Origin of the sequence: Lentibacillus sp. Marseille-P4043, assembly GCF_900258515.1 — a bacterium.
Classification (GTDB): Bacteria; Bacillota; Bacilli; order Bacillales; family Amphibacillaceae; genus Lentibacillus_C.
Genome location: NZ_LT984884.1, coordinates 80,567 through 102,134 on the forward strand (window position 1 = coordinate 80,567; position 21,568 = coordinate 102,134).

Annotated in this window: 22 protein-coding genes; 8 read left to right on the forward strand and 14 right to left on the reverse strand. The window is 42.1% G+C overall.

Annotated elements, in window-relative coordinates:
* Positions 1-44: 44 nt before the first annotated feature.
* Positions 45-587, reverse strand: a complete 543-nt coding sequence (locus tag C8270_RS00430) for a transcription repressor NadR (RefSeq protein ID WP_106494602.1) — start codon at positions 585-587, stop codon at positions 45-47.
* Between the two features lie 246 nt (positions 588-833).
* On the opposite strand from C8270_RS00430, the gene C8270_RS00435 reads away from it, so the two are divergent.
* Together C8270_RS00435 and C8270_RS00440 are read left to right on the forward strand one after the other, a co-directional pair.
* The gene (locus tag C8270_RS00435; protein ID WP_106494603.1) at positions 834-1,028 is read left to right on the forward strand and encodes a hypothetical protein; all 195 of its coding nucleotides are present in this window, start codon (positions 834-836) and stop codon (positions 1,026-1,028) included.
* Positions 1,025-2,467 (forward strand): sodium:solute symporter family protein, encoded by a 1,443-nt coding sequence (locus tag C8270_RS00440; RefSeq protein WP_106494604.1) that lies wholly within the window; start codon positions 1,025-1,027, stop codon positions 2,465-2,467. The genes C8270_RS00435 and C8270_RS00440 overlap by 4 nt, the downstream gene beginning before the upstream one ends.
* 66 nt (positions 2,468-2,533) lie before the next feature.
* Here C8270_RS00440 and C8270_RS00445 read toward each other — a convergent pair whose 3' ends face one another.
* The 3 genes from C8270_RS00445 to C8270_RS00455 form a co-directional block, all read right to left on the reverse strand.
* Positions 2,534-3,529 (reverse strand): glutaminase, encoded by a 996-nt coding sequence (locus C8270_RS00445; protein WP_106494605.1) that lies wholly within the window; start codon positions 3,527-3,529, stop codon positions 2,534-2,536.
* A gap of 199 nt (positions 3,530-3,728) precedes the next feature.
* The gene (locus tag C8270_RS19595; protein ID WP_158701537.1) at positions 3,729-4,151 is read right to left on the reverse strand and encodes a hypothetical protein; all 423 of its coding nucleotides are present in this window, start codon (positions 4,149-4,151) and stop codon (positions 3,729-3,731) included.
* Positions 4,114-4,944, reverse strand: a complete 831-nt coding sequence (locus tag C8270_RS00455; protein ID WP_106494606.1) for a CAP domain-containing protein — start codon at positions 4,942-4,944, stop codon at positions 4,114-4,116. The genes C8270_RS19595 and C8270_RS00455 overlap by 38 nt, the downstream gene beginning before the upstream one ends.
* 436 nt (positions 4,945-5,380) lie before the next feature.
* Here C8270_RS00455 and mreBH point away from each other — a divergent pair, with 436 nt between their 5' ends.
* On the forward strand, positions 5,381-6,388 hold the full coding sequence (gene mreBH / locus C8270_RS00460; RefSeq protein ID WP_106494607.1) for a rod-share determining protein MreBH: 1,008 nt from the start codon (positions 5,381-5,383) through the stop codon (positions 6,386-6,388).
* A gap of 73 nt (positions 6,389-6,461) precedes the next feature.
* Here the strand turns inward: mreBH and C8270_RS19600 are convergent, their stop codons facing one another.
* Genes C8270_RS19600 through C8270_RS20555 form a run of 3 tightly spaced genes read right to left on the reverse strand, consistent with a single transcriptional unit; the run spans position 6,462 to position 6,939 of the window.
* Complete coding sequence (locus C8270_RS19600; RefSeq protein ID WP_158701538.1) at positions 6,462-6,650, reverse strand: hypothetical protein; 189 nt, start codon at positions 6,648-6,650, stop codon at positions 6,462-6,464.
* On the reverse strand, positions 6,644-6,814 hold the full coding sequence (locus C8270_RS19605) for a hypothetical protein (protein ID WP_158701539.1): 171 nt from the start codon (positions 6,812-6,814) through the stop codon (positions 6,644-6,646). Before C8270_RS19605 ends, C8270_RS19600 begins: the two co-directional genes overlap by 7 nt.
* A complete protein-coding gene (locus tag C8270_RS20555; protein WP_267894820.1) occupies positions 6,808-6,939 on the reverse strand; it encodes a hypothetical protein in 132 nt (43 codons plus the stop codon). Before C8270_RS20555 ends, C8270_RS19605 begins: the two co-directional genes overlap by 7 nt.
* 137 nt (positions 6,940-7,076) lie before the next feature.
* Here C8270_RS20555 and C8270_RS00465 point away from each other — a divergent pair, with 137 nt between their 5' ends.
* The 5 genes from C8270_RS00465 (at position 7,077) to C8270_RS00485 (ending at position 12,398) form a co-directional block, all read left to right on the forward strand.
* Entirely contained in the window at positions 7,077-7,436 is a 360-nt protein-coding gene (locus tag C8270_RS00465) for a DUF1428 family protein (RefSeq protein ID WP_106494608.1), read from the forward strand.
* 310 nt (positions 7,437-7,746) lie between these two features.
* On the forward strand, positions 7,747-8,904 hold the full coding sequence (locus C8270_RS00470) for a CaiB/BaiF CoA transferase family protein (RefSeq protein WP_106494609.1): 1,158 nt from the start codon (positions 7,747-7,749) through the stop codon (positions 8,902-8,904).
* Between the two features lie 15 nt (positions 8,905-8,919).
* Positions 8,920-10,125, forward strand: a complete 1,206-nt coding sequence (locus C8270_RS00475; RefSeq protein ID WP_106494610.1) for an acyl-CoA dehydrogenase family protein — start codon at positions 8,920-8,922, stop codon at positions 10,123-10,125.
* A gap of 93 nt (positions 10,126-10,218) precedes the next feature.
* Entirely contained in the window at positions 10,219-11,661 is a 1,443-nt protein-coding gene (locus C8270_RS00480) for an NAD-dependent succinate-semialdehyde dehydrogenase (RefSeq protein ID WP_106494611.1), read from the forward strand.
* A gap of 53 nt (positions 11,662-11,714) precedes the next feature.
* Positions 11,715-12,398: a hypothetical protein gene (locus C8270_RS00485; protein ID WP_158701541.1), complete on the forward strand. Its 684-nt coding sequence runs from the start codon at positions 11,715-11,717 to the stop codon at positions 12,396-12,398.
* On the opposite strand, the gene C8270_RS00490 is transcribed toward C8270_RS00485, so the two are convergent.
* The 7 genes from C8270_RS00490 to C8270_RS00520 all read right to left on the reverse strand — a co-directional run bounded on the left by C8270_RS00490 (position 12,298) and on the right by C8270_RS00520 (position 21,440).
* Positions 12,298-12,618 carry a DUF3870 domain-containing protein gene (locus C8270_RS00490; protein ID WP_106494613.1) on the reverse strand — a complete coding sequence of 107 codons (321 nt, stop codon included), beginning with the start codon at positions 12,616-12,618 and terminating at the stop codon, positions 12,298-12,300. The genes C8270_RS00485 and C8270_RS00490 overlap by 101 nt on opposite strands.
* Positions 12,619-12,643: 25 nt before the next feature.
* Positions 12,644-13,420 (reverse strand): IclR family transcriptional regulator, encoded by a 777-nt coding sequence (locus C8270_RS00495; protein WP_106494614.1) that lies wholly within the window; start codon positions 13,418-13,420, stop codon positions 12,644-12,646.
* Between the two features lie 81 nt (positions 13,421-13,501).
* Positions 13,502-14,674, reverse strand: a complete 1,173-nt coding sequence (locus C8270_RS00500; protein WP_106494615.1) for a saccharopine dehydrogenase family protein — start codon at positions 14,672-14,674, stop codon at positions 13,502-13,504.
* A 670-nt stretch (positions 14,675-15,344) separates the two neighbouring features.
* On the reverse strand, positions 15,345-16,841 hold the full coding sequence (locus C8270_RS00505; RefSeq protein WP_106494616.1) for an aldehyde dehydrogenase family protein: 1,497 nt from the start codon (positions 16,839-16,841) through the stop codon (positions 15,345-15,347).
* 45 nt (positions 16,842-16,886) lie between these two features.
* Complete coding sequence (locus C8270_RS00510) at positions 16,887-18,494, reverse strand: thiamine pyrophosphate-dependent enzyme (protein WP_106498410.1); 1,608 nt, start codon at positions 18,492-18,494, stop codon at positions 16,887-16,889.
* A 65-nt stretch (positions 18,495-18,559) separates the two neighbouring features.
* Positions 18,560-19,738, reverse strand: coding sequence for an aminotransferase class I/II-fold pyridoxal phosphate-dependent enzyme (locus C8270_RS00515; RefSeq protein ID WP_106494617.1), 1,179 nt, complete (start codon positions 19,736-19,738; stop codon positions 18,560-18,562).
* Positions 19,739-19,859: 121 nt separating this feature from the next.
* Positions 19,860-21,440 carry a Na+/H+ antiporter NhaC family protein gene (locus C8270_RS00520; protein ID WP_106494618.1) on the reverse strand — a complete coding sequence of 527 codons (1,581 nt, stop codon included), beginning with the start codon at positions 21,438-21,440 and terminating at the stop codon, positions 19,860-19,862.
* Positions 21,441-21,568: the final 128 nt, after the last annotated feature.

Below are 21,568 nucleotides of genomic sequence, written 5' to 3' on the forward strand. Positions count from 1 at the left end.
TTTTACTTGCAGCAGGATGTGCCACGTCTAGCTCCAACTCCCATTTAGTGTTCCAATAAATAACCGGCTGCTTTTAATGCCTCACAAGCTTCATCCAATTGTTCTTGTGTATCAGCCTCGATCGTATGTAAATGAACCCCCTCCGTGAGTCGAGATAATAATTCCGCCTGCTTCGATTTTAATTCATGAAGAAAAGCATCTACATCCCGCCTGTTCTTCAGCATCAAGGAACCAGTGATATCCCCATAGATCGGGTGCTCGACCATGACATTTTTAACTGAAACGCCATGATCAACGAGTGTATACAATTCATCTGCCGTATCCTCCGATCGATGACAAACAGCGATAATCATAGTACATCCCGGATTTTTATTGTTTTCATTGAAGTAAACATAACCACGCGAAGTCGCGATGATTGGTTCACCTTTTGCTTTCAAAAGGGAAACATCCTGTACAATTACTTGTCGACTTACATTTGTCCGTTCCGCTAATATTTTCCCCGATAATGGTTTGCTGCCCTCTTTCAGCCAGGTCAAAATCAATTCCCTTCGTTCTTCTCCAAGCACTTTACTACCTTCCTCTTTCATCCCTTACCCTCCACTCATGCTAATTTGTAAACACAATGTCAAGCCACGTGTCAAGATGTTATCTCTAGTATACCAAACAAGTATGTAGCAAACACACTAAAAAAATGTTGCTTTTTCAATCCGTTTATGTAAATATATGTGTAAAGACATATGTAAAAATAAGCGTGGTTGATAATGGTACAGAAATCTATCAACCTATTTTCCATTATGTTCAATTGTTCACATGAAAGAGAGGGAGAAATAAACATGGGAAACAAAAAATCAACCTTAATTTGGGGAGCAATCATTGCCGTATTAATTGTGCTGGCCTACCTGCTTCCCTACACTGTAATGTCAGATGTCAAAGCCTGGTATGGAAGCTTTTTGATTTGGGGAATAATCGGGATACTTATTATCATCGCTACTATAATCGTCACAAAAGATTGGGGGAAAGAAGATTGAATACAACGATTGTTACTTGGGGTATTGCCATTTATATTATTCTAGCATTAGCGGTCGCTTTTATGTCACGGCGTGGTAAGCAGACGGATATGTCAGGATTTTTCCTCGGTGGACGCAAAATGAATGGCATCCTCTCCGCGTTAAGTTATAGTGCAACAACATACAGTGCGTTTATGCTGGTCGGGTTGGCTGGACTTACGTATCAAGGAGGTGTCGGTGCACTTGGATTTGAAATTGTCTATTTCACTGGAGTTACGCTTGTTGCTTTATTTGGACGGCGCTATTGGCTGGCCGGTAAAAAATTTGGCTATGTAACACCTTCCGAAATGGTTGGTGATCGGTATGAAAGCAAAGCGGCAGCTGCGGCAATTGCTCTTGTCAGTTGCTTGTTTCTTATTCCTTATTGCGCAGTTCAGCTTGCTGGGGTGGGCTATCTCCTGCAAGGTATTACAAACAATGCAATACCGTTCACTACAGGAGTCATTATCGCAACCGTGTTAGCCTTGCTATTTTCCTACACAGCAGGCATTCGTTCTGTTGTATGGACAGACTCCCTGCAAGCGGTCATCATGATCATCACGTCAACCATCGTCGTCCTGCTTTTGATTCACGGATTGGGTGGATTTGGGCAATTTTTTGACACGCTAAAAACAAATCATCCTGAATCCTTATCCGTACCTGGTAATGGCTATTTTGACTTTCTCACATTTCTCGGTTTGACACTGCCCTGGTTTTTCTTCAGTCTGTCAAATCCACAGGTGAGCCAACGGATGTTCATGCCTTCGTCGCTTAAAGGATTACGGCAAATGTTAATCGGCTTCTTATTATTTGGATTCATTTATACATTCGTATCCGTGTTATGGGGCTTTTCTGCATTGCAAATGTTTCCGGATCTTTCAACTGCGGACTTAGCAACACCGAAATTGTTGTCTTCTGATCTGATTCCGCCGATCCTTGGAGTTATCGTGATGGTTGGCATTTTGGCTGCCGCAGTTTCAACAATTGACTCGATTATGCTGACATTGTCATCCATGTTCGCTCGTGATGTCTATGGTAATTTTAAAAAACAGCCAAATGAATACAAACAATTACAAGTCGGAAAAATCGTCATCCCTATCATTGCGGTATTGGCTTTTGCATTCGCCGAATTAAAACTGGATTTAATCGCTGTCTTATCTGTCGCCGCGTCTTCCGGTTTAATTGTGGTAGTTCCATCTTTTTTCGGGACATTCTTTTGGAAACGCGGAACCGCTGCCGGTGTAATTTCCAGTGTATCACTTGGAGCTCTTATTGTGCTTGTTTTAGAATTCACTGGCACCAAACCATTAGGACTAGGCGCTGGCATTTGGGGGCTGCTCATTTCGACGATACTATTCATCAGTGTAAGCCTAATGACAAAAGCCCCAAAACAAAAAGCAACAGCATTTAAAAACCTTTAATTCAAGATGAGAGGGTTACTCGGCGGGACATGGGGACAGGCTTTCTTGTCCCTGTCTCCTCCCCTCTTAAAATATACTTAGGTCCCATTGTTTGGCGATGTGCCGTAGTAAGCGTATACCTGCTACACTGTTCCCTTTATCATCCAATGCAGGGCCATATACTCCAATCCCACATCCATCGATAAACGGTAATTCTTCCTCGCGAACACGAGGTGGAGCCACTGCCATGATCCCACCTGAAACACCACTTTTAGCAGGAATACCAACGTATGTCGCAAATTTTCCTGACGCATCATACATTCCGCACGTCAGCATTAATGCCTTGGCGATGCGAGCAACTTGCCGCGGAATAATTTCCTCTTCTGATTTAGGATCTTCCCCATCATTCGCGAGTATCATACCGATCCTTGCCAAATCATCAACCGTTGCCTCGATGGAGCATTGTTTAAAATACGTCTCTAACGTAATATTTAAATCTGATTCCAAAAAGCCGGTCTCCAACAAGTAATAACCAATTGCCCTGTTTCGCATCGAGGAATCACGTTCAGATTCATAAACATCCACATTAATCGCTGGACGATATCCAAGCATCATTTCCATCAAATCAAGGATTGGTTTTAATTTTTCATCGGATGTTTTTCCTTGTAAAATCGATGTAACGGTGATGGCACCTGCATTAATTAATGGATTAAACGGCTTTTTCAATTGCTTCATTTCCAAATGCATAATTGAATTGAATGCCTCACCTGTAGGTTCAACGTCTACCCGATCAAGCATATAGCCAACCCCTCGCTCCATACAGGCGGCAATGAAGCTTAGGACCTTAGATATACTTTGTACCGTAAACGGAACATTCACATCGCCAGAACGAATGGTCATTCCATTTCTCCCGATAATCGAAATACCTAAATTGTCTCGATTTGCCTCAGCCAGGATGGGTATATAAGAAGCTACTTCCCCTTCAGTCGTATGCTTCCGATAAAAGGATACCCAGTCATCCACATAATTTTCAAGCCATTCCTGCGTTAATTCCGTATTCCAATTTGCTGCTCCTTGGACCATACACTCACCTCACAATTATTGTATCTATGTAAAAATTCCCTGTTATAATCATACTTATGTCACCAAACGTGTATCGCTACATCTTCGCAGCTATATTTTTTACAAAGGGGATAATGTTATGCGGAACACGACCTGTTAATAGCATACCTATTTAAAATACTTCCTCATAAAACAGATTACAAAACTTAGGGAGAGGTAATCATATCATTGAAGTGATGGATAATTCAATCGAACATATCGGCTGAACAGGGAAAACTTGATTTTTGTCCGGCGACTTTTCATGTTCGTCCGGCGACTTTCTGCTTTCGTCCGGCGACTTTTCGCTTTCGTTCGGCGACTTTTCGCTTTTGTTCGGCGACTTTCCACTTTCGTCCGGCGACTTTCCGCTTTCGTCCGGCGACTTTCCACTTTCGTCCGGCGACTTTCTGCTTTCGTCCGGCGACTTTCCACTTTCGTCCGGCGACTTTCTGCTTTCGTCCGGCGACTTTCTGCTTTCGTCCGGCGACTTTCCGCTTTTGTTCGGCGACTTTCCGCTTTTATAAAAAAAGAGACTAACCGAAGCTAGTCCCTCAAAAATATCAATCTTATTTTCCAATAAATTGTTGTGTCCAGTAGTCTCCATCCGCAGCATATCCTACTCCAATATGCGTGAAGTCAGGATTTAAAATGTTGGCGCGGTGACCTTCACTGTTCATCCATGCATTGACTACTTCTTCAGGTGTACGTTGACCTCTGGCAATATTTTCACCAGCTGTGCGGTAGCTAATGCCATATGACTTCATCATATCGAATGGTGAGCCGTAAGTCGGGCTATTATGATCGAAATAACCATTTGCTTGCATATCGCGTGATTTTTCGCGAGCGACTCTACTTAACTCTAAATCTGCTTTAAGTGGTGATAAGCCCTGTTTTGCCCGCTCGTCATTTGTTAAATCCACAACCTGTTGCTCATATTGACTTAATTGAGGTAATTGTGATTGTGATTGATTATGTTGTTCTTGCTTATTAGCACCTGATTGTTGTGCTTGTGAATTTGTTTTTTCTGGTTGTTTTTGGGTTTTTTCAGGTTGCTCTTGTTTTGATTGTTCTTGCGTTTGCTTTGATTGTTCTTCGGTTTTCTTAGGTTGTTCCTGAGCCTTTTCTGACTGTTTCACATCGTGCTTGTTCTCGGCATGCGTTGCCTTTTTATTATTCCAATCCCAATTGATATGGTGTTTTTTAAAATAATTACTTAATAGATTACTAAAATCATCTTGTGAAAAGCTATTCCAATGTCCACCATTCACAGAATAATAGACTTTATATTGTTGACCCTGTGAATGATCAGTACTTGCTGATGCATCTACAGAGGATAATGAACCGCCAAATAATAATGCTGTCGATAATGCTGTAACGACCCCGATTTTTTTGAACATCTTGCTACACTCTCCTTTGGTTTTTGTTTTTGCAAAATAATCATAGCATGCATTTTTTGTAATAAAAGTGGAAGTCCTTACCAAATCTCGTTTACTAGAGATAGTTTACAAGTGAGTATAGCAAAAACCTTTTATTTATAGGAAAAATATCAATTCCTAATATCGGGCAAATAGGAAAATCCTCAATGGGTTGGAAAAACATACAAATAACTGGCTATTGACACGGATTTATTTTCGCCTGTTATATTACAAAATTATCAGATTTGTAATGATAATGTCACTTGATTTTTTCCTATTTATTGTTCCCGTTTGGCGCTATAACAGATGGATTTTCTTGTTAAATAACAAATAATGTAAAGTACTTATCTACCCCCATAAATTGTGTTATGGTATAGAAATGCTATACAAGAAAATTGTCATCATTGGAGGAGCTTATATGTTATCTAATGCCGAAATTGGAATAGATTTAGGTACTGCAAATATTCTTGTTTATTCAAAAACAAAAGGAATTGTCTTAAACGAGCCATCAGTTGTGGCCATCGATATTAATACAAAAAACGTCGTTGCTGTAGGTGCTGAGGCGAAAGAAATGGTAGGAAAAACACCACAGAATATTGTCCCAATCCGACCATTAAAGGACGGGGTCATTGCGGACTATGATATAACCGCACAAATGTTAAAGGAATTTTTGAAAAAGGTAAGCAAAAAAATGGGATTATCAATGCGGAAACCAACTGTTGTTGTATGCACGCCTTCTGGAAGTACAACGGTAGAGCGTCGGGCTATTCATAACGCCGTTTCAAGCTACGGTGCAAAACACGTTCATTTAATCGAAGAACCAGTTGCCGCTGCAATTGGTGCCGATTTACCAGTTGATGAGCCAATTGCCAATGTTGTCGTTGATATTGGCGGCGGAACTTCTGAAGTAGGCATCATTTCGTTCGGCGGAGTTGTTTCTTGTCAGTCTGTACGAATCGGCGGAGACAAAATGGATGAAGAAATCATTAATTACATCCGCAAAAAATATAACATTTTAATCGGTGAACGTACCGCCGAAAATATTAAAATGGAAATTGGTTACGCGTACCCCGATCATGATGAGGAAACGATGGAAGTCCGCGGCCGTGATATGGTAAACGGACTGCCTAAAACAGTAACCGTGTCATCAAAAGAAATTTACAACGCCTTAAAAGAATCCCTGCAACAAATATTAGAAGCAATCCGCGCAACATTGGAAAACTGCCCACCAGAATTAAGTGGCGATATTGTTGACAGAGGAATTGTATTAACTGGCGGCGGATCCTTATTAAACGGAATGAAAGATTGGCTCGCAAGTGAAATATTCGTTCCCGTTCACATTGCACCAAACCCACTTGAATCTGTTGCTATCGGGACAGGGCGCGCCCTAAAAATGATCACCAAACTACAAAAAGCAGCAAAATAATATCTGAATCGTGCATCCCAGTGTGGTGCACGATTTTATTTTGGGTCGATGTTCTCCCGCTCGGGTTGATGTTTCAGCATTCGGGCTGATGTTTCCCCATTCGGGCTGATGTTCTCTCGCTTCCGGTCGATGTTTCCGTATTCAGGTTGATGTTCTCTCGTTTCCGGTCGATGTTTCCCCGTTCGGGTTGATGTTCTCGCATTCGAGCTGATGTTTCAGCGTTCGGGTTGATGTTTCCGCGCTCGGGTTGATGTTTCAGCATTCGGGTTGATGTTCTCTCGCTTCCGGTCGATGTTTCCGCTTTCGGGTTGATGTTTCCGCGCTCGGGTCGATGTTTCTGCTTTCGGGTCGATGTTCTCTCGCTTCCGGTCGATGTTTCCGCATTCGGGTCGATGTTCTCTCGCTTTCGGGTTGATGTTTCAGCATTCGGGTCGATGTTTCCGCATTCGGGCTGATGTTTCCGCGCTCAAGCTAATATTTCCGCGTTCACTCCGATATTTCCACCTCGCACCGCTATCCCCCTCAGCCAAAACTCTCCAACTAATTTCCACCAGCATACCTCCATCCCAATCGACATTTCTCCACATTTTACACAGGCATTCGCATTTTTTAACTTTTTTCTAAAAAAATAAAGGATTTTATCAACGAAATGTGGAATGTATAGAATAAGCTTAGCGAGGTGACGTGCATGTATACAGTTATTAAAATCTATCGAGTTAATAAAATAAATAAACAACAGTTTTTAGATATTAATGAAAGAGCAAGTGAAATTTATTTGGCAAATGGCGCGTTGGAGGATACCACATATCTGGCTGACAATCTTAATGGACAGCAAGGTTACATGGGCTTGCTAGATATAATTAATGTTGCGGATGACGAATTGGTCTTCTTTGGTCAATCTGTTTACCGTAATAAATCCCATTTTGAAGATGTCAGGAACCATGTTAATGATGAGAAGGAACTTGACCAATTATATGATGAATTAACCAAAATTGTAGATTTTTCTAGAATAGTAAATGCTTCATTCACAACCGAAGATAAGAAATAACCTTCAACAAATTAAAAAGCATAATATTTTTCAAAAAGGCATTTACAAATTTTTCAGAATAAATTATACTGATAAGTAGAGAATCATGTTGAAACGTCTCCGCGTTCAATCACATGATCAGAGCTAATTCAGAGATGTGGACTACCACACAAGCTAGACATATAATTCCAACTAAAATTACACTGCCTAATCTGTTTACAGTTCTATTCCAGTCCTGTTCCAACAGATAAAAGCCAGTTCATTTTGACTGACAGCACGACTGTGGTCATTTTGGATTGGCTTTTTTTATTAACTTGAAAGGAGTGATGATATGGCTGGAGCACTTGAAAATATCAAAGTCCTTGATTTATCCCGTGTTTTGGCTGGTCCTTATTGTACGATGGTCCTTGGTGATCTTGGTGCAGAGGTGATCAAGGTGGAGGCGCCAGGTGGAAGTGACGATACCCGTAAGTGGGGTCCTCCTTTTGAAAATGGTGTGAGTGCCTATTATTTATGTGCGAATCGCAATAAAAAAAGTATAACTGTTAACCTTAAATCCTCAGCTGGTATCGAGGTTATTAAAAAACTTGTTCGTGAAAGCGATGTCATCATTAACAATTTTAAATCCGGTACCATGGAACGATTCGGTCTTGATTACGAAACACTCGCCAAAATTAATCCTGGGATTGTTTACTGCTCAATTACTGGATTTGGTGAAACAGGTCCATATCAAAACATGCCGGGATATGATTTTATTATTCAAGCAATGAGTGGCTTAATGAGCATTACTGGCGACAAAGATTCCGGTCCGCAAAAGCTTGGTGTCGCGATTACAGATATTTTAACCGGACTATATGCATGTATTGGCATCCAAGGGGCATTGCTCGAACGTACCCAATCTGGAAAAGGACAGAAACTGGATATTTCCCTTTATGATGCAGCGGTAAGTTCACTTGTAAATATTGGTAGCAATTATTTAATGTCAGGCAAAATTCCACAAGCGCTTGGTAACCATCATGCCAACATCGTTCCATATCAAACCTTTCTTACGGCTGATGGGGAAATGGTTATCGCTGTGGGGAACGACAATCAGTTTAAAGCGTTATGTGCCATTCTGGGAAAACCCGAACTTGCTCATGATGAACGGTACAAGACAAACCCGAATCGTGTACAACATCGGGAAGAACTGGTACCGCTATTGCAGGATGTTTTTTCCACGAAATCAACTGCTTATTGGCAAGAACAATGCAGACAAGGCAAGATTCCATGTGGACCAATCCAAAATATTGAAGAAGTTACGAACGATCCACAATTACAAGCAAGAAACATGTTTATTGAATGTGAGCACCCAACGGCTGGCCAGGTGAAAATGATTGGCAGCCCATTAAAACTTTCCCGAACACCAACGAAGGTAAAGCGCCACCCACCTGATGCTGGTGAACATACCGATGAAATTTTAACACAGTTGGGAATTACGAAAACAAATTAATTAGGAGATGATCAGATGAACTTTGATTTTTCAGAAGAACAAAATATGTTGCGAAATACGGTTAGAAACTTTGTTGACAAGGAAATAATGCCAAACATTGCGGAATGGGATCGGGATGGAACGTTTGACCCAACGCTTATGAAAAAATTAGCTAATCTTGGTTTAATGGGTGTCTGTATTCCTGAAGCATATGGTGGAAGTGGAATGGATTACAACGCGCTTGCCATTGTTTGCGAAGAACTAGAACGTGGCGATACCGCATTTCGTACCGCAGTTTCTGTTCATACAGGCTTAAATAGCATGTCTATTTTACAATGGGGTACAGAGGAGCAAAAACAAAAATATTTAGTACCACAAGCTAAAGGAGAAAAAGTCGGGGCATTCGGCTTAACCGAACCTGGAGCGGGATCTGACGTTGCTTCCTTGCAATCAACAGCTGTGAAAGATGGCGATCACTATATTTTAAATGGTCAAAAAACGTGGATTTCCTTGTGTGACACGGCGGATCATTTTCTTGTTTTTGCCTATACAGATAAATCAAAAAAACATCACGGTATTTCTGCATTTATTGTGGAGCGCGAGTGGGAAGGTTTTTCTTCTAAAGGAATCAAAGGAAAATTAGGCATTCGTTCTGGTAATACGGGTGAATTATTCTTTGACAATGTTCGTGTACCAGCAGAAAACCTACTTGGTGAAGAAGGAGAAGGATTTAAAATTGCCATGGCCTCATTAGACAATGGACGCTTTACGGTTGCATCTGGGGCATGCGGACAAATCATGGCATGTCTGGAAGCAAGTGTGAAGTATTGTCATGAACGGGAAACATTCGGTAAGGAAATTGGTCGCCACCAACTTGTACAGCAGATGATTGCTAACATGGAAGCAGGCCTGCAAATGAGCCGCTTACTTGTTTATCGTGCTGGCGAATTGAAAAACCAGGGCAAGCGCAATACAAGAGAGACATCACTGGCAAAATGGCAAGCATGTGACTTTGCTAACAAAGCTGCTGATGATGCTGTTCAAATTCACGGTGCATATGGTTATTCTGATGAATACCCTGTTGAGCGCTATTTACGTAACTCGAAGGCACCTGTCATTTATGAAGGAACGCGCGAAGTTCATACCGTTATGCAGGCGGAATACGTACTAGGCTATCGTAAAGATAAACCATTGAATAAAATGCTGCCTGCATGGGAAAAAGAAAAGTTAATTTCCAAATAGTTGTTCATTTCCGCATCTTGCTTGTACTAGTTTCATATACTCGGATGTGGCAAGATGCGATTCTTCTTACTAGAATTCAAGGAGGAAAATTATATGATCGATACACTCGTTCAAAGTATTTTTATCAATGGTAAATGGCAAAATGCGGAAACAGATAAAACGACAACCGTTTACAATCCCGCAACATTAGAACCTGTCGCAGAAGTAGCAGATGGCGGAGAAGACGAAACAAATAAGGCAATTGCTGCTGCTTCCACCGCTTTTTCAACATGGAGTGAGCTAACCGGACGTAAGCGATCAAAAATTTTATACAAAGCACATCAGCTCATGTTAGAAGAAACCGATCGTTTAGCGAAACTACTTACAAGCGAACAAGGCAAACCCTTAAAAGAGGCAAAAGGTGAAATTAAAGGTGCCGCTAATTTTCTACTATGGTATGCAGAAGAAGCTAGCAGAAGTTATGGAGAATGGATTCCGTCTTCGATTAAATCAAAGCGTATGTTGGTTATGCCGCAACCAGTTGGTGTTGTCGGTGCCATTACGCCATGGAATTTCCCTGCATCGATGATTACTAGAAAAATTGCACCGGCCCTCGCAGCAGGCTGTACAGTTGTTTTGAAACCAGCACCAGAAACACCATTATCAGCAATTGAAATTGTAAAAATTCTAGAACGTGCCGGCATGCCGAATGGTGTCGTTAATCTCGTTACTGGTGATGCTGAAGCAATTGGAAATGCAATGTTGACAAATAAGGATGTCCGCTTAATTACATTTACTGGATCAACCAAGGTTGGAAAATACTTAATGCGTGAAAGTGCCGAACATGTGAAAAAACTATCACTAGAACTTGGTGGACATGCGCCAATCATCGTGTTTGATGATGCCGATTTGGAAAAAGCCGCCAACTTATCATTGGCAAGCAAATTCAGAAATAATGGGCAAACATGTATCTGTGCAAACCGGTTATATGTCCATGAATCGGTAAAAGATAAATTTACAAAAATACTGACGGAAAAGGTAAAACAGCTTAAAATCGGCTCAGGACTAGATGAGGGCACCGATTTAGGTCCATTAATAAACGAGCAGGCATCAATTAAAGTCCAGGCTCACCTTGATGACGCTGTTGAAAAAGGCGCACAAATCATTTGTGGTGGAACAAAATGGGATGGTGAGTTAAACGGATATTTTTATCAACCAACCGTTCTTTCGGGAATCACGGATGATATGCTGGTTATGAATGAAGAAACATTCGGACCAATCATCCCAATCCAACCGTTTTCTGATGAAGCAGCTGTTATTAACAAAGCGAATGATACGGATTACGGCCTTGCAGCATATATTTTTACGGAAAAAACAAATCGTGCCATTAGCGTTTCAGAAAAACTGGACTATGGCATTGTCGGTGTAAATGATGTATTCCCTGCCGTTGCCGAGGCTCCATTTGGCGGTGTAAAACAGTCCGGAATTGGCAAAGAAGGCGGACACTACGGCATGGAGGAATTTCTCGAGAGGAAATTTGTTTCGATGGGGATTTAGTTTAAATAATTCACCACCTTGTAGCGGCCGGGGTGCGCGACTTCTCGGCCGGAGTGCGCGAATTCCTGGCCGAGGTGCGCGACTTTTCGGCCGAGGGGCGCGACTTTTCGGCCGAGGTGCGCGACTTCTCGGCCGGGCTGCGCGACTTTTCGGCCGAGGTGCGCGACTTCTCGGCCGGGCTGCGCGACTTCTCGGCCGGAGGGCGCGACTTTCAGGCCGGGGTGCGCGACTTCTCGGCCGAGGGGCGCGACTTTTCGGCCGAGGGGCGCGACTTTTCGGCCGAGGTGCGCGACTTCTCGGCCGGGCTGCGCGACTTACTGGCCAGGGTGCGCGACTTCTCGGCCGGGGTGCGCGACTTTTCGGCCGAGGTGCGCGACTTCTCGGCCGGAGTGCGCGAATTCCTGGCCGAGGTGCGCGACTTTTCGGCCGAGGTGCGCGACTTTTCGGCCGAGGTGCGCGACTTCTCGGCCGAGGTGCGCGACTTCTCGGCCGGGCTGCGCGACTTTTCGGCCGAGGTGCGCGACTTTTCGGCCGAGGTGCGCGACTTCTCGGCCGGGCTGCGCGACTTACTGGCCGAGGTGCGCGACTTTTTGGCGTTATCGCGCAACCCTTACACCTACCAGGCAACACCTTCAATCAAGCTTCCAGCGCATTATGATATTGCTCATACTGCTTATACAAATCGTTCAACGCAGATTCTAATGCATTACCGGCTTTCCCCAAATAATGCTCTTTGACTTCTTGAACAGGCTTCTCAATTCCGTCCTGTAAGCTATAGCCACGTAAAAGCTGCTGCACATATTCCCTTCCATGCAGCGTTGCCAATGTACAGCCAGCCGTTACGATAACCCCATATTTTTTATCAATTTCCGCTGTTATTGTTAATGTGTCATAAATACTTTTCGCCGCCATTCCGGATGGCAATCTAGCATGTCCTGCTATAAATACCGTATTCATTACCTATGTCATCCTCTCCAAAGTCTTAACTGCCGAAACCTGCACCACGGTATCCTAATTTTTCGGAGATAGCGTGTGCTGTTTTTTTCGATTTTGTTTTAATAAATGTAAGATTATCTCCGTCAAAATGACTCGATAACCCACTAATGGTTAACGCTGCAATAACTTGGGCCCGATGATCATAAATCGGATAAGATATTCCCGTTGTATCAGCGTCTTGTTCCCCTATACTATAAGCATATCCCTCTTGACGTATCTTTTCCAGTTCATTTTTCAAACTTTTTCGATCAATCGGATTATGACTACCAAAATAATACAGCTCCCCTTGACCTAAAACTTTTTCTTGCATTTCTTGAGATAGAAAAGCAAGCAGCAGTTTGGGTCCTGACCCCATATACAAAGGAGAGCTCTTCCCAATTCTAGTATAAAGACGTAATGCCCTTGTGCTTTCTACTTTTTCAATGTAGGTAGCCTCGTTTTGATTGACGATGACTAGGTGAATGACTTCATTAATTTCCTGTGCCAACTCTTCCATATCCGGTAAGGCAATGCCCCTTAACTCTAGTTGATCGGAAACAATTTGACCTAATTCGAGTAGCTTAAGTCCTAACCGATAACGGCTGTCGTGCTCATTTTCCTTCGTCTTATATAAAAAATTGCATGATTCCAATGCCGATAACAGCCGATATGCAGTTGGCTTCGGCATATCAGCTTTATTCGATATTTCCTTTAAGGTTAATTCCTCATTGTCCTCGGTAAATAAATCGAGTAGTTTTAATGCCTTGATGACACTCTGATTCATGATTATTTGACTCCTTCTCATTTTTAACAATCTTTTTCAGAAAAAATCTCCCCCTACCAAGATAAGTAGAGGGATAAATGGTTAACTATTTACATGTGCTTTTTCAGGATTGCCCGTTTCTTTAATGTGTACGTCGCGTTTCGCCATTTCTTTGATGTACGTGTCCCCTGTCACGATCTGTTCTGGCGGATAAACACCTCTTTTAGAGATTGTACCACTCGCAATCATTTGTGCAACAACGGAAATCGTGTTTGCCGTAGCACGAGCCATTGCAGTAACATTTGTTTCCCTGTCCTTATATGTTGTCATTTCAAACGTGTGTGTAGCTGGTTTTCCATCCTTTTCACCGGAAACTAGTATTCTTAACAATACCGCATCATCTTTATCTTTCAAATCAACGATCGGATCAAGCACTTTTAACAATACTTCCCGTGGATTGATCGATTGACCATTTACATCTACTTGATAATCCATTCGTGTTAAATTCAAATCTACTAGCAGTTTGAATTTCTCGGCATGGCCCGGGTAACGGATTGTTTTGTATTCTAATGTTTTTAAATCTGGATAAGAAATCGATAATGTTGATGTTCCGCCAGATGTGTGAAAAGCTTCCAGTGGCCCGAATTTCTCAAAATGAACTTTTTCCACTTCCGATAGTGATGGTATTTCTTGCTTTACACCGTCTCTAATAATCAAGGATGGATCTGTGTAGTGATCAAAAACCCCTTCCATGGAAAAGACATGGTTATATTCAAATGGCGGCTCAGGTCGTACAGGGATTCCGCCGACATATAATTTAACCGATTCTGCTTTATCCAATTTGCTTACCCCGTGACCAGACAAGATGTTAATCATCCCTGGTGCCACACCTAAATCTGGAATCAATGTCACCCCAGCAGCTTTTGCCTCTTCTTGGAGTGCTAACACTTTATCTGTCATATGACCAATATGGCCCCCAAGATCAACTGAATGAACGCCTACTTTAATTGCTGTTTTCGCAACAGTTTCATTAAAGGAATAGAATAATGCGTTAATGATAACATCAAATTGTATCATATAATTTGCCAGTTCTTCCTCATTACTAGCATTCACTTGGTAGGCTGTTAGTTTAGGAGAATGCAATGATTCACAAACCTGTTTTGCTCTAGCAAAGTCAATGTCTGCCAAGCCTACTTCAGCTACACCTTCACTTGATACCAAATCACGTGCAGCTTCTTTTCCCATTAAACCAGATCCTAATACACCTATTTTCATCCAATCCACTCCTTGTATAAGTTTCGTTCGTTCATTTAGGCCCTTTTCATAATATTTGTTGCTTTTTAATTTCATAGTTGATATAAAATGCGCAGTAAGTGTTATGTTGGTTTCACATTGTTTGTTGCTCTCTGCCCCGCAGCCCGTATACACTTCGCTTTCCGGGGGCGGCTGGAGAGCCTCCTCGTGCTGGCGCACTGCGGGGTCTCACCTATGCCTCTCATCCCCCAGGAGTCTACGTGTATTTCCTTCGCTGGTCTAAAGCAATCTTCATAGTAGCTTCGTATTTTCTTCCTCATTAAACTAACTTTCTATTTAAGTGCGAAGACTCCACAAAATGTTGACTTCATGGGCTGTGTCAACTCATTAATCAAAAAGTCTCTACCAGCGGAAGCAGAATACGTAGACTCCTGTGGGAACAGCACGTGTCCGAAGACCCCGGAAGAAGCGTTCTTTGCTTCTGAGGAGACTGAGGCCGTGCCCACGGAAAGCGAAGTATTCTGCTGGAGCGAATTCAAGCTCTAATGCCACATTAGAGTTCCAAAAAGGAAATTTCACTATGTCGTATTTTATATATGTTGTAAAAAAACAATCTTTTAGTAATCGGCCTTTATTTAAAAATGAATGATAGTAAACATAAATGAATCTACTAATTTCTGAAATATTATTTTTACTCCACATCGATTTGTGCGCGTTGAAGTTTTCCACTAAAATCAACATAGACAGCTTTCCACTCTGTAAACACGTCAAGTGCTGCTACGCCAGAATCGCGGTGCCCGTTTCCTGTACCTTTTGTTCCACCAAACGGCAGATGAATTTCCGCGCCGGTTGTACCAGCGTTTACATAGATAATACCTGTATCAAGATCACGCTGTGCTTTAAACACACGATTCACATCAGCCGTAAAGATGGAGCTCGACAAGCCATATGTTACTCCATTATTCACTTCAATAGCTTCCTCAAAACTTTTAACAGGAATCAGGGAAACGACCGGGCCAAATATCTCCTCTTGTGCAATCCGCATATCCGCTGTTGCATCCGCAAACAATGTTGGAGCGAAATAATGCCCTTTGCTGTGATCACCTTCATCCATAACATAACCGCCAGCAAGCATTTTGGCTCCTTCACTTTTACCAATTTCGATGTAATGTTTAATCTTTTCAAGTCCCGCCTTATTAATAATTGGTCCAACTTTAATCGACTCATCAAGTCCATTACCGATTGTTAATTTTTCCATTTCGACAAGTAACCGTTCCGCTAACCGTTCCTTTATCGACTCGTGTACAATGACACGACTACATGCTGTACAACGCTGTCCGCTTGTTCCAAAGGCACTCCATAGAATTCCTTCCACAGCTAAGTCTAAATCAGCATCATCCATGACAATCACAGCATTTTTTCCACCCATTTCAAGTGAAACCTTTTTCAATTGCTGGCCGCACTTGCCGGCAATATTCCGTCCAGTGTCATTTGATCCGGTAAACGAAATCACTCGGATATTATCATGCTCAACCATCGCATCGCCAACTTCAGATCCAGAACCGAATACAACGTTCATAACCCCTTTTGGCAGCCCAGCCTCTTCCAAAATCTTCGCAAGCTCAAATGCCATAATTGGTGTTTCAGTTGCTGGTTTCCAAACGACAGCATTCCCTGCTACGATTGCCGGAAAGGACTTCCATGTGGCAATGGCAATTGGAAAATTCCATGGTGTAATAATGCCAACAACCCCAACTGGAGAGCGCACACTCATCGCGAATTTATCCTTTAGCTCAGAAGGTGTTGTTTGACCGAATAAACGGCGTCCTTCTCCAGCCATATAAAAGGCCATATCTATTCCCTCTTGTACTTCTCCACGTGCTTCCTCGATGACTTTTCCATTTTCCATTGTTAGCAATTGCGATAATTTCTCTTTCCGTTCTTTCATCAAATTACCAACGCGAAATAGCACCTCTGCACGTTGTGGTGCGGGTACTAAAGCCCACTCTTTTTGTGCCTGTTTAGCAGCTGAAACTGCATTATTTACGCTATCCTTATTTGATAATGGAACATGAACGACCGTTTCTCCTGTCGCTGGGTTAACCACTGGTGTTGTTTTGTTTGGTTCCAACCATTCCCCGTTAATAAAGTTCTTAAGGCTTTTTACTTCTAATAATGTTTCTGCCATGAAAATTACCTCCTTTGATTATTTCTATTTAAAGTTTTTAACCCACTACTTTTTAGAACGCTCACGTATCTCTTTAATCGTTGATGATACGGAGATTTGTTCTTTACTGGTGATAATTTCAATTACAGTTGGCTTATTATTTTGCAATGCATGATCTAGAACTTCTGAAAATTCATCCAGTGTGTTCGTTGTAAACCCTTCAGCTCCAATACTTTTAGCCAAATCTGCAAAGGATACATGACCCAAATCAGTTGCCATTACTTTTTCCGGGTAATGCATTTCCTGGTGCATGCGGATCGTTCCATACATATTATTATTAAACACGAGACTTATGACCGGAATGTTATATCGGACCGCAGTTTCCAATTCCTGAACTGTCATCATGAAGCCGCCATCACCTGACAGGGAGACAACCTGTTTATTTGGAAAAGCAAGTTTCGCGCCAAGTGCTGCTGGCATTCCATATCCCATCGCTCCTGACGTTGGGCCAACATACGTATGTTTCTCCGTAAATGGATAAAACGCGTGAAGCCATCCGGCGAAATTGCCTGCATCATTTGTGAGAAGTGCGTGTTTAGGCAATTTATCTTTTAGCAACACCATAATTTGTTTATTGATCACATCTTCATCCGTTGCCGTTAACTGGCTAATCGATTCATAAGCCATGCGCCGCTCCTCAGTCCAAGTTTTCCAAGACGGGTTTACCATTAGAGACACCATACGTTTCAGTGCTTCCTGAAGATCCGCAACAATCCCAAGGTCCGGTGCATACACTTTTCCAATCGTGGCATCATCAATATCGATATGAATTAGTTTTTTACTTCCACGCAGAATTTGATAATCCTGCGTAGTAACTTCTGATAGGCGTGTGCCGAGTGCCAATATCACATCAGCCTCTGCAACGGTCTGCAGGACTTTTTTATTCGTTCCAAGTCCAAGATGCCCAACATATAATGGATGGTCATTCGGAAAAGCATCATGCCTGCGAAATGCTGCGGCAACTGGTATTTGGTATTTCTCAGCAAACTCCTGTAGTGTTTCTTCAGCCTGCGAACTTTTAACACCACCACCGGCAATAATTAATGGATGGCGTGCACCCTGTAAAAGTTGATCCATTCTGCCAATTTCATCATCTGAAGGCGCTGGTTTTGGCTTTGTTATCCCCGGACCAAACGTCATATTGGCAGCTGTTGGCAAAACATCTTCTGGCAATGAAACAATGACAGGTCCAGGCCTTCCAGTTTGGGCGATGCGGAATGCTCGTTGCACAATCTCTGGCATTCGTTCAGGATCTTTTATCTCAACTGCCCATTTAGCAATAGGTTGGAAATAACGATCTAAATCAACTTCCTGAAATCCTTCCCTCCCCCTGAACTTGCTATGTACCTGCCCTAAGAATACAACCATTGGAGTTGAATCTTGGTAGGCGGTATGAACACCTATGGAAAGATTTGCAGCTCCGACTCCCCTTGTTGCCAGTACCACACCAGGTTTTAACGCAGACTTTGCATAGCCTTCTGCCATAAAGGCTGCACCACTTTCATGTCTTGTAGAAATAACACTAATAGATGCCTCATCATACAACGCATCTAAAACAGGTAAATAACTTTCCCCTGGAACACAAAAGACGTTGGTAATGCCTTCGATCTTCATACATTCCACAATGGCCTGAGCACCTGTTAGCTTTTGGACCCTTTGTGGACTAAATTCTGTATTCACTATTCGATCACCCCCTGTAAATCCAGCGCCTCTATTCTTCTCACCACTTCCTCCAAACGTTCTGTTGACACAGATAAAGCGATCCGAATAAACCCTTCCCCTGAAGGTCCAAAAGCTGTACCCGGTGTCACAATCACGCCCGCTTCATCAAGCATCTTGTTTGCAAAACCAACAGATGTAAATCCATTCGGTACATGCGCCCACAGGAAAATGGATCCTTTAGGCTTTTCCGCATATATCCCTGCTTTTTTTAACGCAGCATATAATTTTTCCATGCGCAGTTCATATGTTTTATTATTTGCTGCAACTGCTGATAAATCACTTTTCAATGCAGTTGCAGCAGCCTTTTGAATTGGGAGGAACTGGGATGTGTCAAGATTACTTTTCAAGGTTGCTAATGCTTGAACAATCGTCTCATTTCCGACAATATAACCTATCCGCCATCCAGTCATACTGAAACTCTTTGACAATGAACCAAATTCAACAGCCCACTCTTTAGCATTGGGCACTTGCATCACACTTGGAGCTTTATACCCTCCAAATGTGACCAAATCATAGGCTGCATCATGCGCGAGTAACACATTGTTTTCCCGGGAAAATGCAACCGCTTCCAAAAATGTATCTAAATGAATGGTTGCTGCTGTTGGATTACTTGGATAGTTTAACAGCATTAACTTTGCACGTTTTTTGTCAGCAGCCGATAAGTGATCAAATAGAGGTACATATCCATTTTTGGTATCAAGTGGCAACCGGACACTTTCTCCACCAGCTAAGTGAACGCTAGTACGATAGACCGGATAACCAGGATCTGGAACCAATACAGCTTCGCCAGGATTGATAACGGCTTGAATCAGATTCGCAATCCCCTCTTTTGAACCGATCAATGCCAATATTTCTGTGTCTGGGTCTAAATCAACCCCATAGTGCCTTTGATAAAATTCCGCCACTGCCTCCTTAAATTCTTGGCTGCCACTATATGGCGAGTAGCGATGGTTAGCTGGATCTTTCGCTTCTTTAGCAAGCTTCTCAATTACAAACTTAGGTGTTGGTAAGTCTGGTGCACCAATTCCTAAATCAATCACATCAACTCCCTTTGCCAAGAGCTCCGTTTTCCTTTTCTGAAATTCAGCAAATAGATATGGTGGTAAATCTTTCACTTTGTCAGAAACAAACGACATCATCCGTCCTCCTATTTCATTAATTGAAACGGCATTTCATATAATTCTGATACTAGTGTAAATCAACTTTTTAAAATTTGCAACAGTTGATAATTAACAGAAAATAAATCATACTAAAATCCTATTGCGCAATTGTTTCATCCACTGTTTCCACGTTATCAAGCCTTTTAGCAAAAAGGAAAAACAAAACTAATCCAATGATAACGGCTAACAGTCCAATCCATACATTACCAAATATTCCTAAGACAATATACCCTATACCAGCAATCCCAGCTGCTACTAACGCATATGGAATCTGGGTTGTTACATGATCAATATGATGACAGCTAGAGCCCGCTGATGAGAGAATGGTCGTATCCGAAATTGGTGAACAGTGATCACCAAATACTGCACCAGCTAATACAGCCGCTAACATTGGCAAGATAAGTGACACGTCTGCTACAGCAGCAATCTCACCGGCAATTGGCAATAAAATTCCAAATGATCCCCATGAAGTCCCCGTTGAAAAAGCAATGAAACCAGCAATAATAAACATGATGAATGGTAAGAACATCAAGCTAATATTGGCATTATCCACAACTCCTGCCAAATATTCACCTGTACCTAGTTCACCAATTAAAAAGACAATTGCCCAGGCAAAAATTAAAATAGTAAAGCCGGGAAGCATCGACTTTATGCCTTCAAACAACCCAATTCCAAAATGTTTCGGCGTTAATTTCCCATTAAAAATATGATTTAAAAACAAGGTGAATGTGACAGCTAGACCGATTAAGCCACCATAGAGCAATGCCACTGATACATCAGCACTACCAAAAATGTTAATCAGTGTTTTATCACCCTCTACAGCACCACGCCCGTTTAAATAGATGGCGACAAGGGTTGCGACAAATAGAACGGCGATTGGTACAACGAGATCTCTAATTTTCCCCGAATCACTTGTTGGTAGGTTCGATTCTGTGTCCACTGCCTCTTTATTCGCTGGATCTAACACTTCTCCCGTTTGAATTGCCCTTTCTTCATGAAGCTTCATTGGTCCAAAATCTACTTGACGGATGGCGATTATCAAAACAACCCCTAATGCTGACCATACATAAAAATTCATCGGAATAATTTGCAAAAATGCACCAAATGCCGTATGTCCTGTCACACTTTGTGCCGCAAAAACGGTTCCGAGTATCCCAATAATGTAAGCCCCCCAGCTTGACACAGGTGCAATCACACAAATTGGTGCAGAAGTGGAGTCAACAATATAAGCCAATTTCGTACGTGAAATACGATGCTTATCTGTGACAGGCCTTGCTACCTGCCCAACTGTTAAACTATTGAAATAATCATCTACAAAAACAATTACCCCGAGAACCATGGTCATGATTTGTGCACCGGCCCTTGTTTTAACACGGCGGATCATCCAATCACCAAACGCCTTCGTTCCACCCATTATGCTAACAAAGGCGGTTAGAACACCAAGCATCAATACAAATAACAGAATATAAACATTCCACGTATTCACTGCTCCCCCATCGACAAATACACCTTTAAACGCTTCCCATACTAAACCAAGTGATTCTCCCACATGAAAACTGCCAATAAAAAAAGCTGACGCAACAATCCCGACACCAAGTGATAACAATACCCGCTTCGTGAGCAGCACCATGATAATCGCGAGTATTGGTGGAACTAACGACCAAATCGTGTTCTCCATGGGTCAACCTCCCTATTTTTATTCCCACTTAAAAATGGGATCCAACGAACACACCACCCCCTTTATGTAAGTGCTTACATTTTAAGCTATTCCCTGTATTCTATACTTAATCACATAATCCTCTTTTA

Coding starts and splice junctions, on each gene's coding strand:
- C8270_RS00430 (WP_106494602.1), bottom strand. CDS start 587: ATGAAAGAGGAAGGTAGTAAAGTGCTTGGAGAAGAACGAAGGGAATTG.
- C8270_RS00435 (WP_106494603.1), top strand. CDS start 834: ATGGGAAACAAAAAATCAACCTTAATTTGGGGAGCAATCATTGCCGTA.
- C8270_RS00445 (WP_106494605.1), bottom strand. CDS start 3,529: ATGGTCCAAGGAGCAGCAAATTGGAATACGGAATTAACGCAGGAATGG.
- C8270_RS19595 (WP_158701537.1), bottom strand. CDS start 4,151: ATGGAGACTACTGGACACAACAATTTATTGGAAAATAAGATTGATATT.
- C8270_RS00455 (WP_106494606.1), bottom strand. CDS start 4,944: ATGTTCAAAAAAATCGGGGTCGTTACAGCATTATCGACAGCATTATTA.
- mreBH (WP_106494607.1), top strand. CDS start 5,381: ATGTTATCTAATGCCGAAATTGGAATAGATTTAGGTACTGCAAATATT.
- C8270_RS19600 (WP_158701538.1), bottom strand. CDS start 6,650: ATGCTGAAACATCAACCCGAGCGCGGAAACATCAACCCGAACGCTGAA.
- C8270_RS19605 (WP_158701539.1), bottom strand. CDS start 6,814: ATGCTGAAACATCAACCCGAAAGCGAGAGAACATCGACCCGAATGCGG.
- C8270_RS00465 (WP_106494608.1), top strand. CDS start 7,077: ATGTATACAGTTATTAAAATCTATCGAGTTAATAAAATAAATAAACAA.
- C8270_RS00470 (WP_106494609.1), top strand. CDS start 7,747: ATGGCTGGAGCACTTGAAAATATCAAAGTCCTTGATTTATCCCGTGTT.
- C8270_RS00475 (WP_106494610.1), top strand. CDS start 8,920: ATGAACTTTGATTTTTCAGAAGAACAAAATATGTTGCGAAATACGGTT.
- C8270_RS00480 (WP_106494611.1), top strand. CDS start 10,219: ATGATCGATACACTCGTTCAAAGTATTTTTATCAATGGTAAATGGCAA.
- C8270_RS00490 (WP_106494613.1), bottom strand. CDS start 12,618: ATGAATACGGTATTTATAGCAGGACATGCTAGATTGCCATCCGGAATG.
- C8270_RS00495 (WP_106494614.1), bottom strand. CDS start 13,420: ATGAATCAGAGTGTCATCAAGGCATTAAAACTACTCGATTTATTTACC.
- C8270_RS00500 (WP_106494615.1), bottom strand. CDS start 14,674: ATGAAAATAGGTGTATTAGGATCTGGTTTAATGGGAAAAGAAGCTGCA.
- C8270_RS00505 (WP_106494616.1), bottom strand. CDS start 16,841: ATGGCAGAAACATTATTAGAAGTAAAAAGCCTTAAGAACTTTATTAAC.
- C8270_RS00510 (WP_106498410.1), bottom strand. CDS start 18,494: ATGAAGATCGAAGGCATTACCAACGTCTTTTGTGTTCCAGGGGAAAGT.
- C8270_RS00515 (WP_106494617.1), bottom strand. CDS start 19,738: ATGTCGTTTGTTTCTGACAAAGTGAAAGATTTACCACCATATCTATTT.
- C8270_RS00520 (WP_106494618.1), bottom strand. CDS start 21,440: ATGGAGAACACGATTTGGTCGTTAGTTCCACCAATACTCGCGATTATC.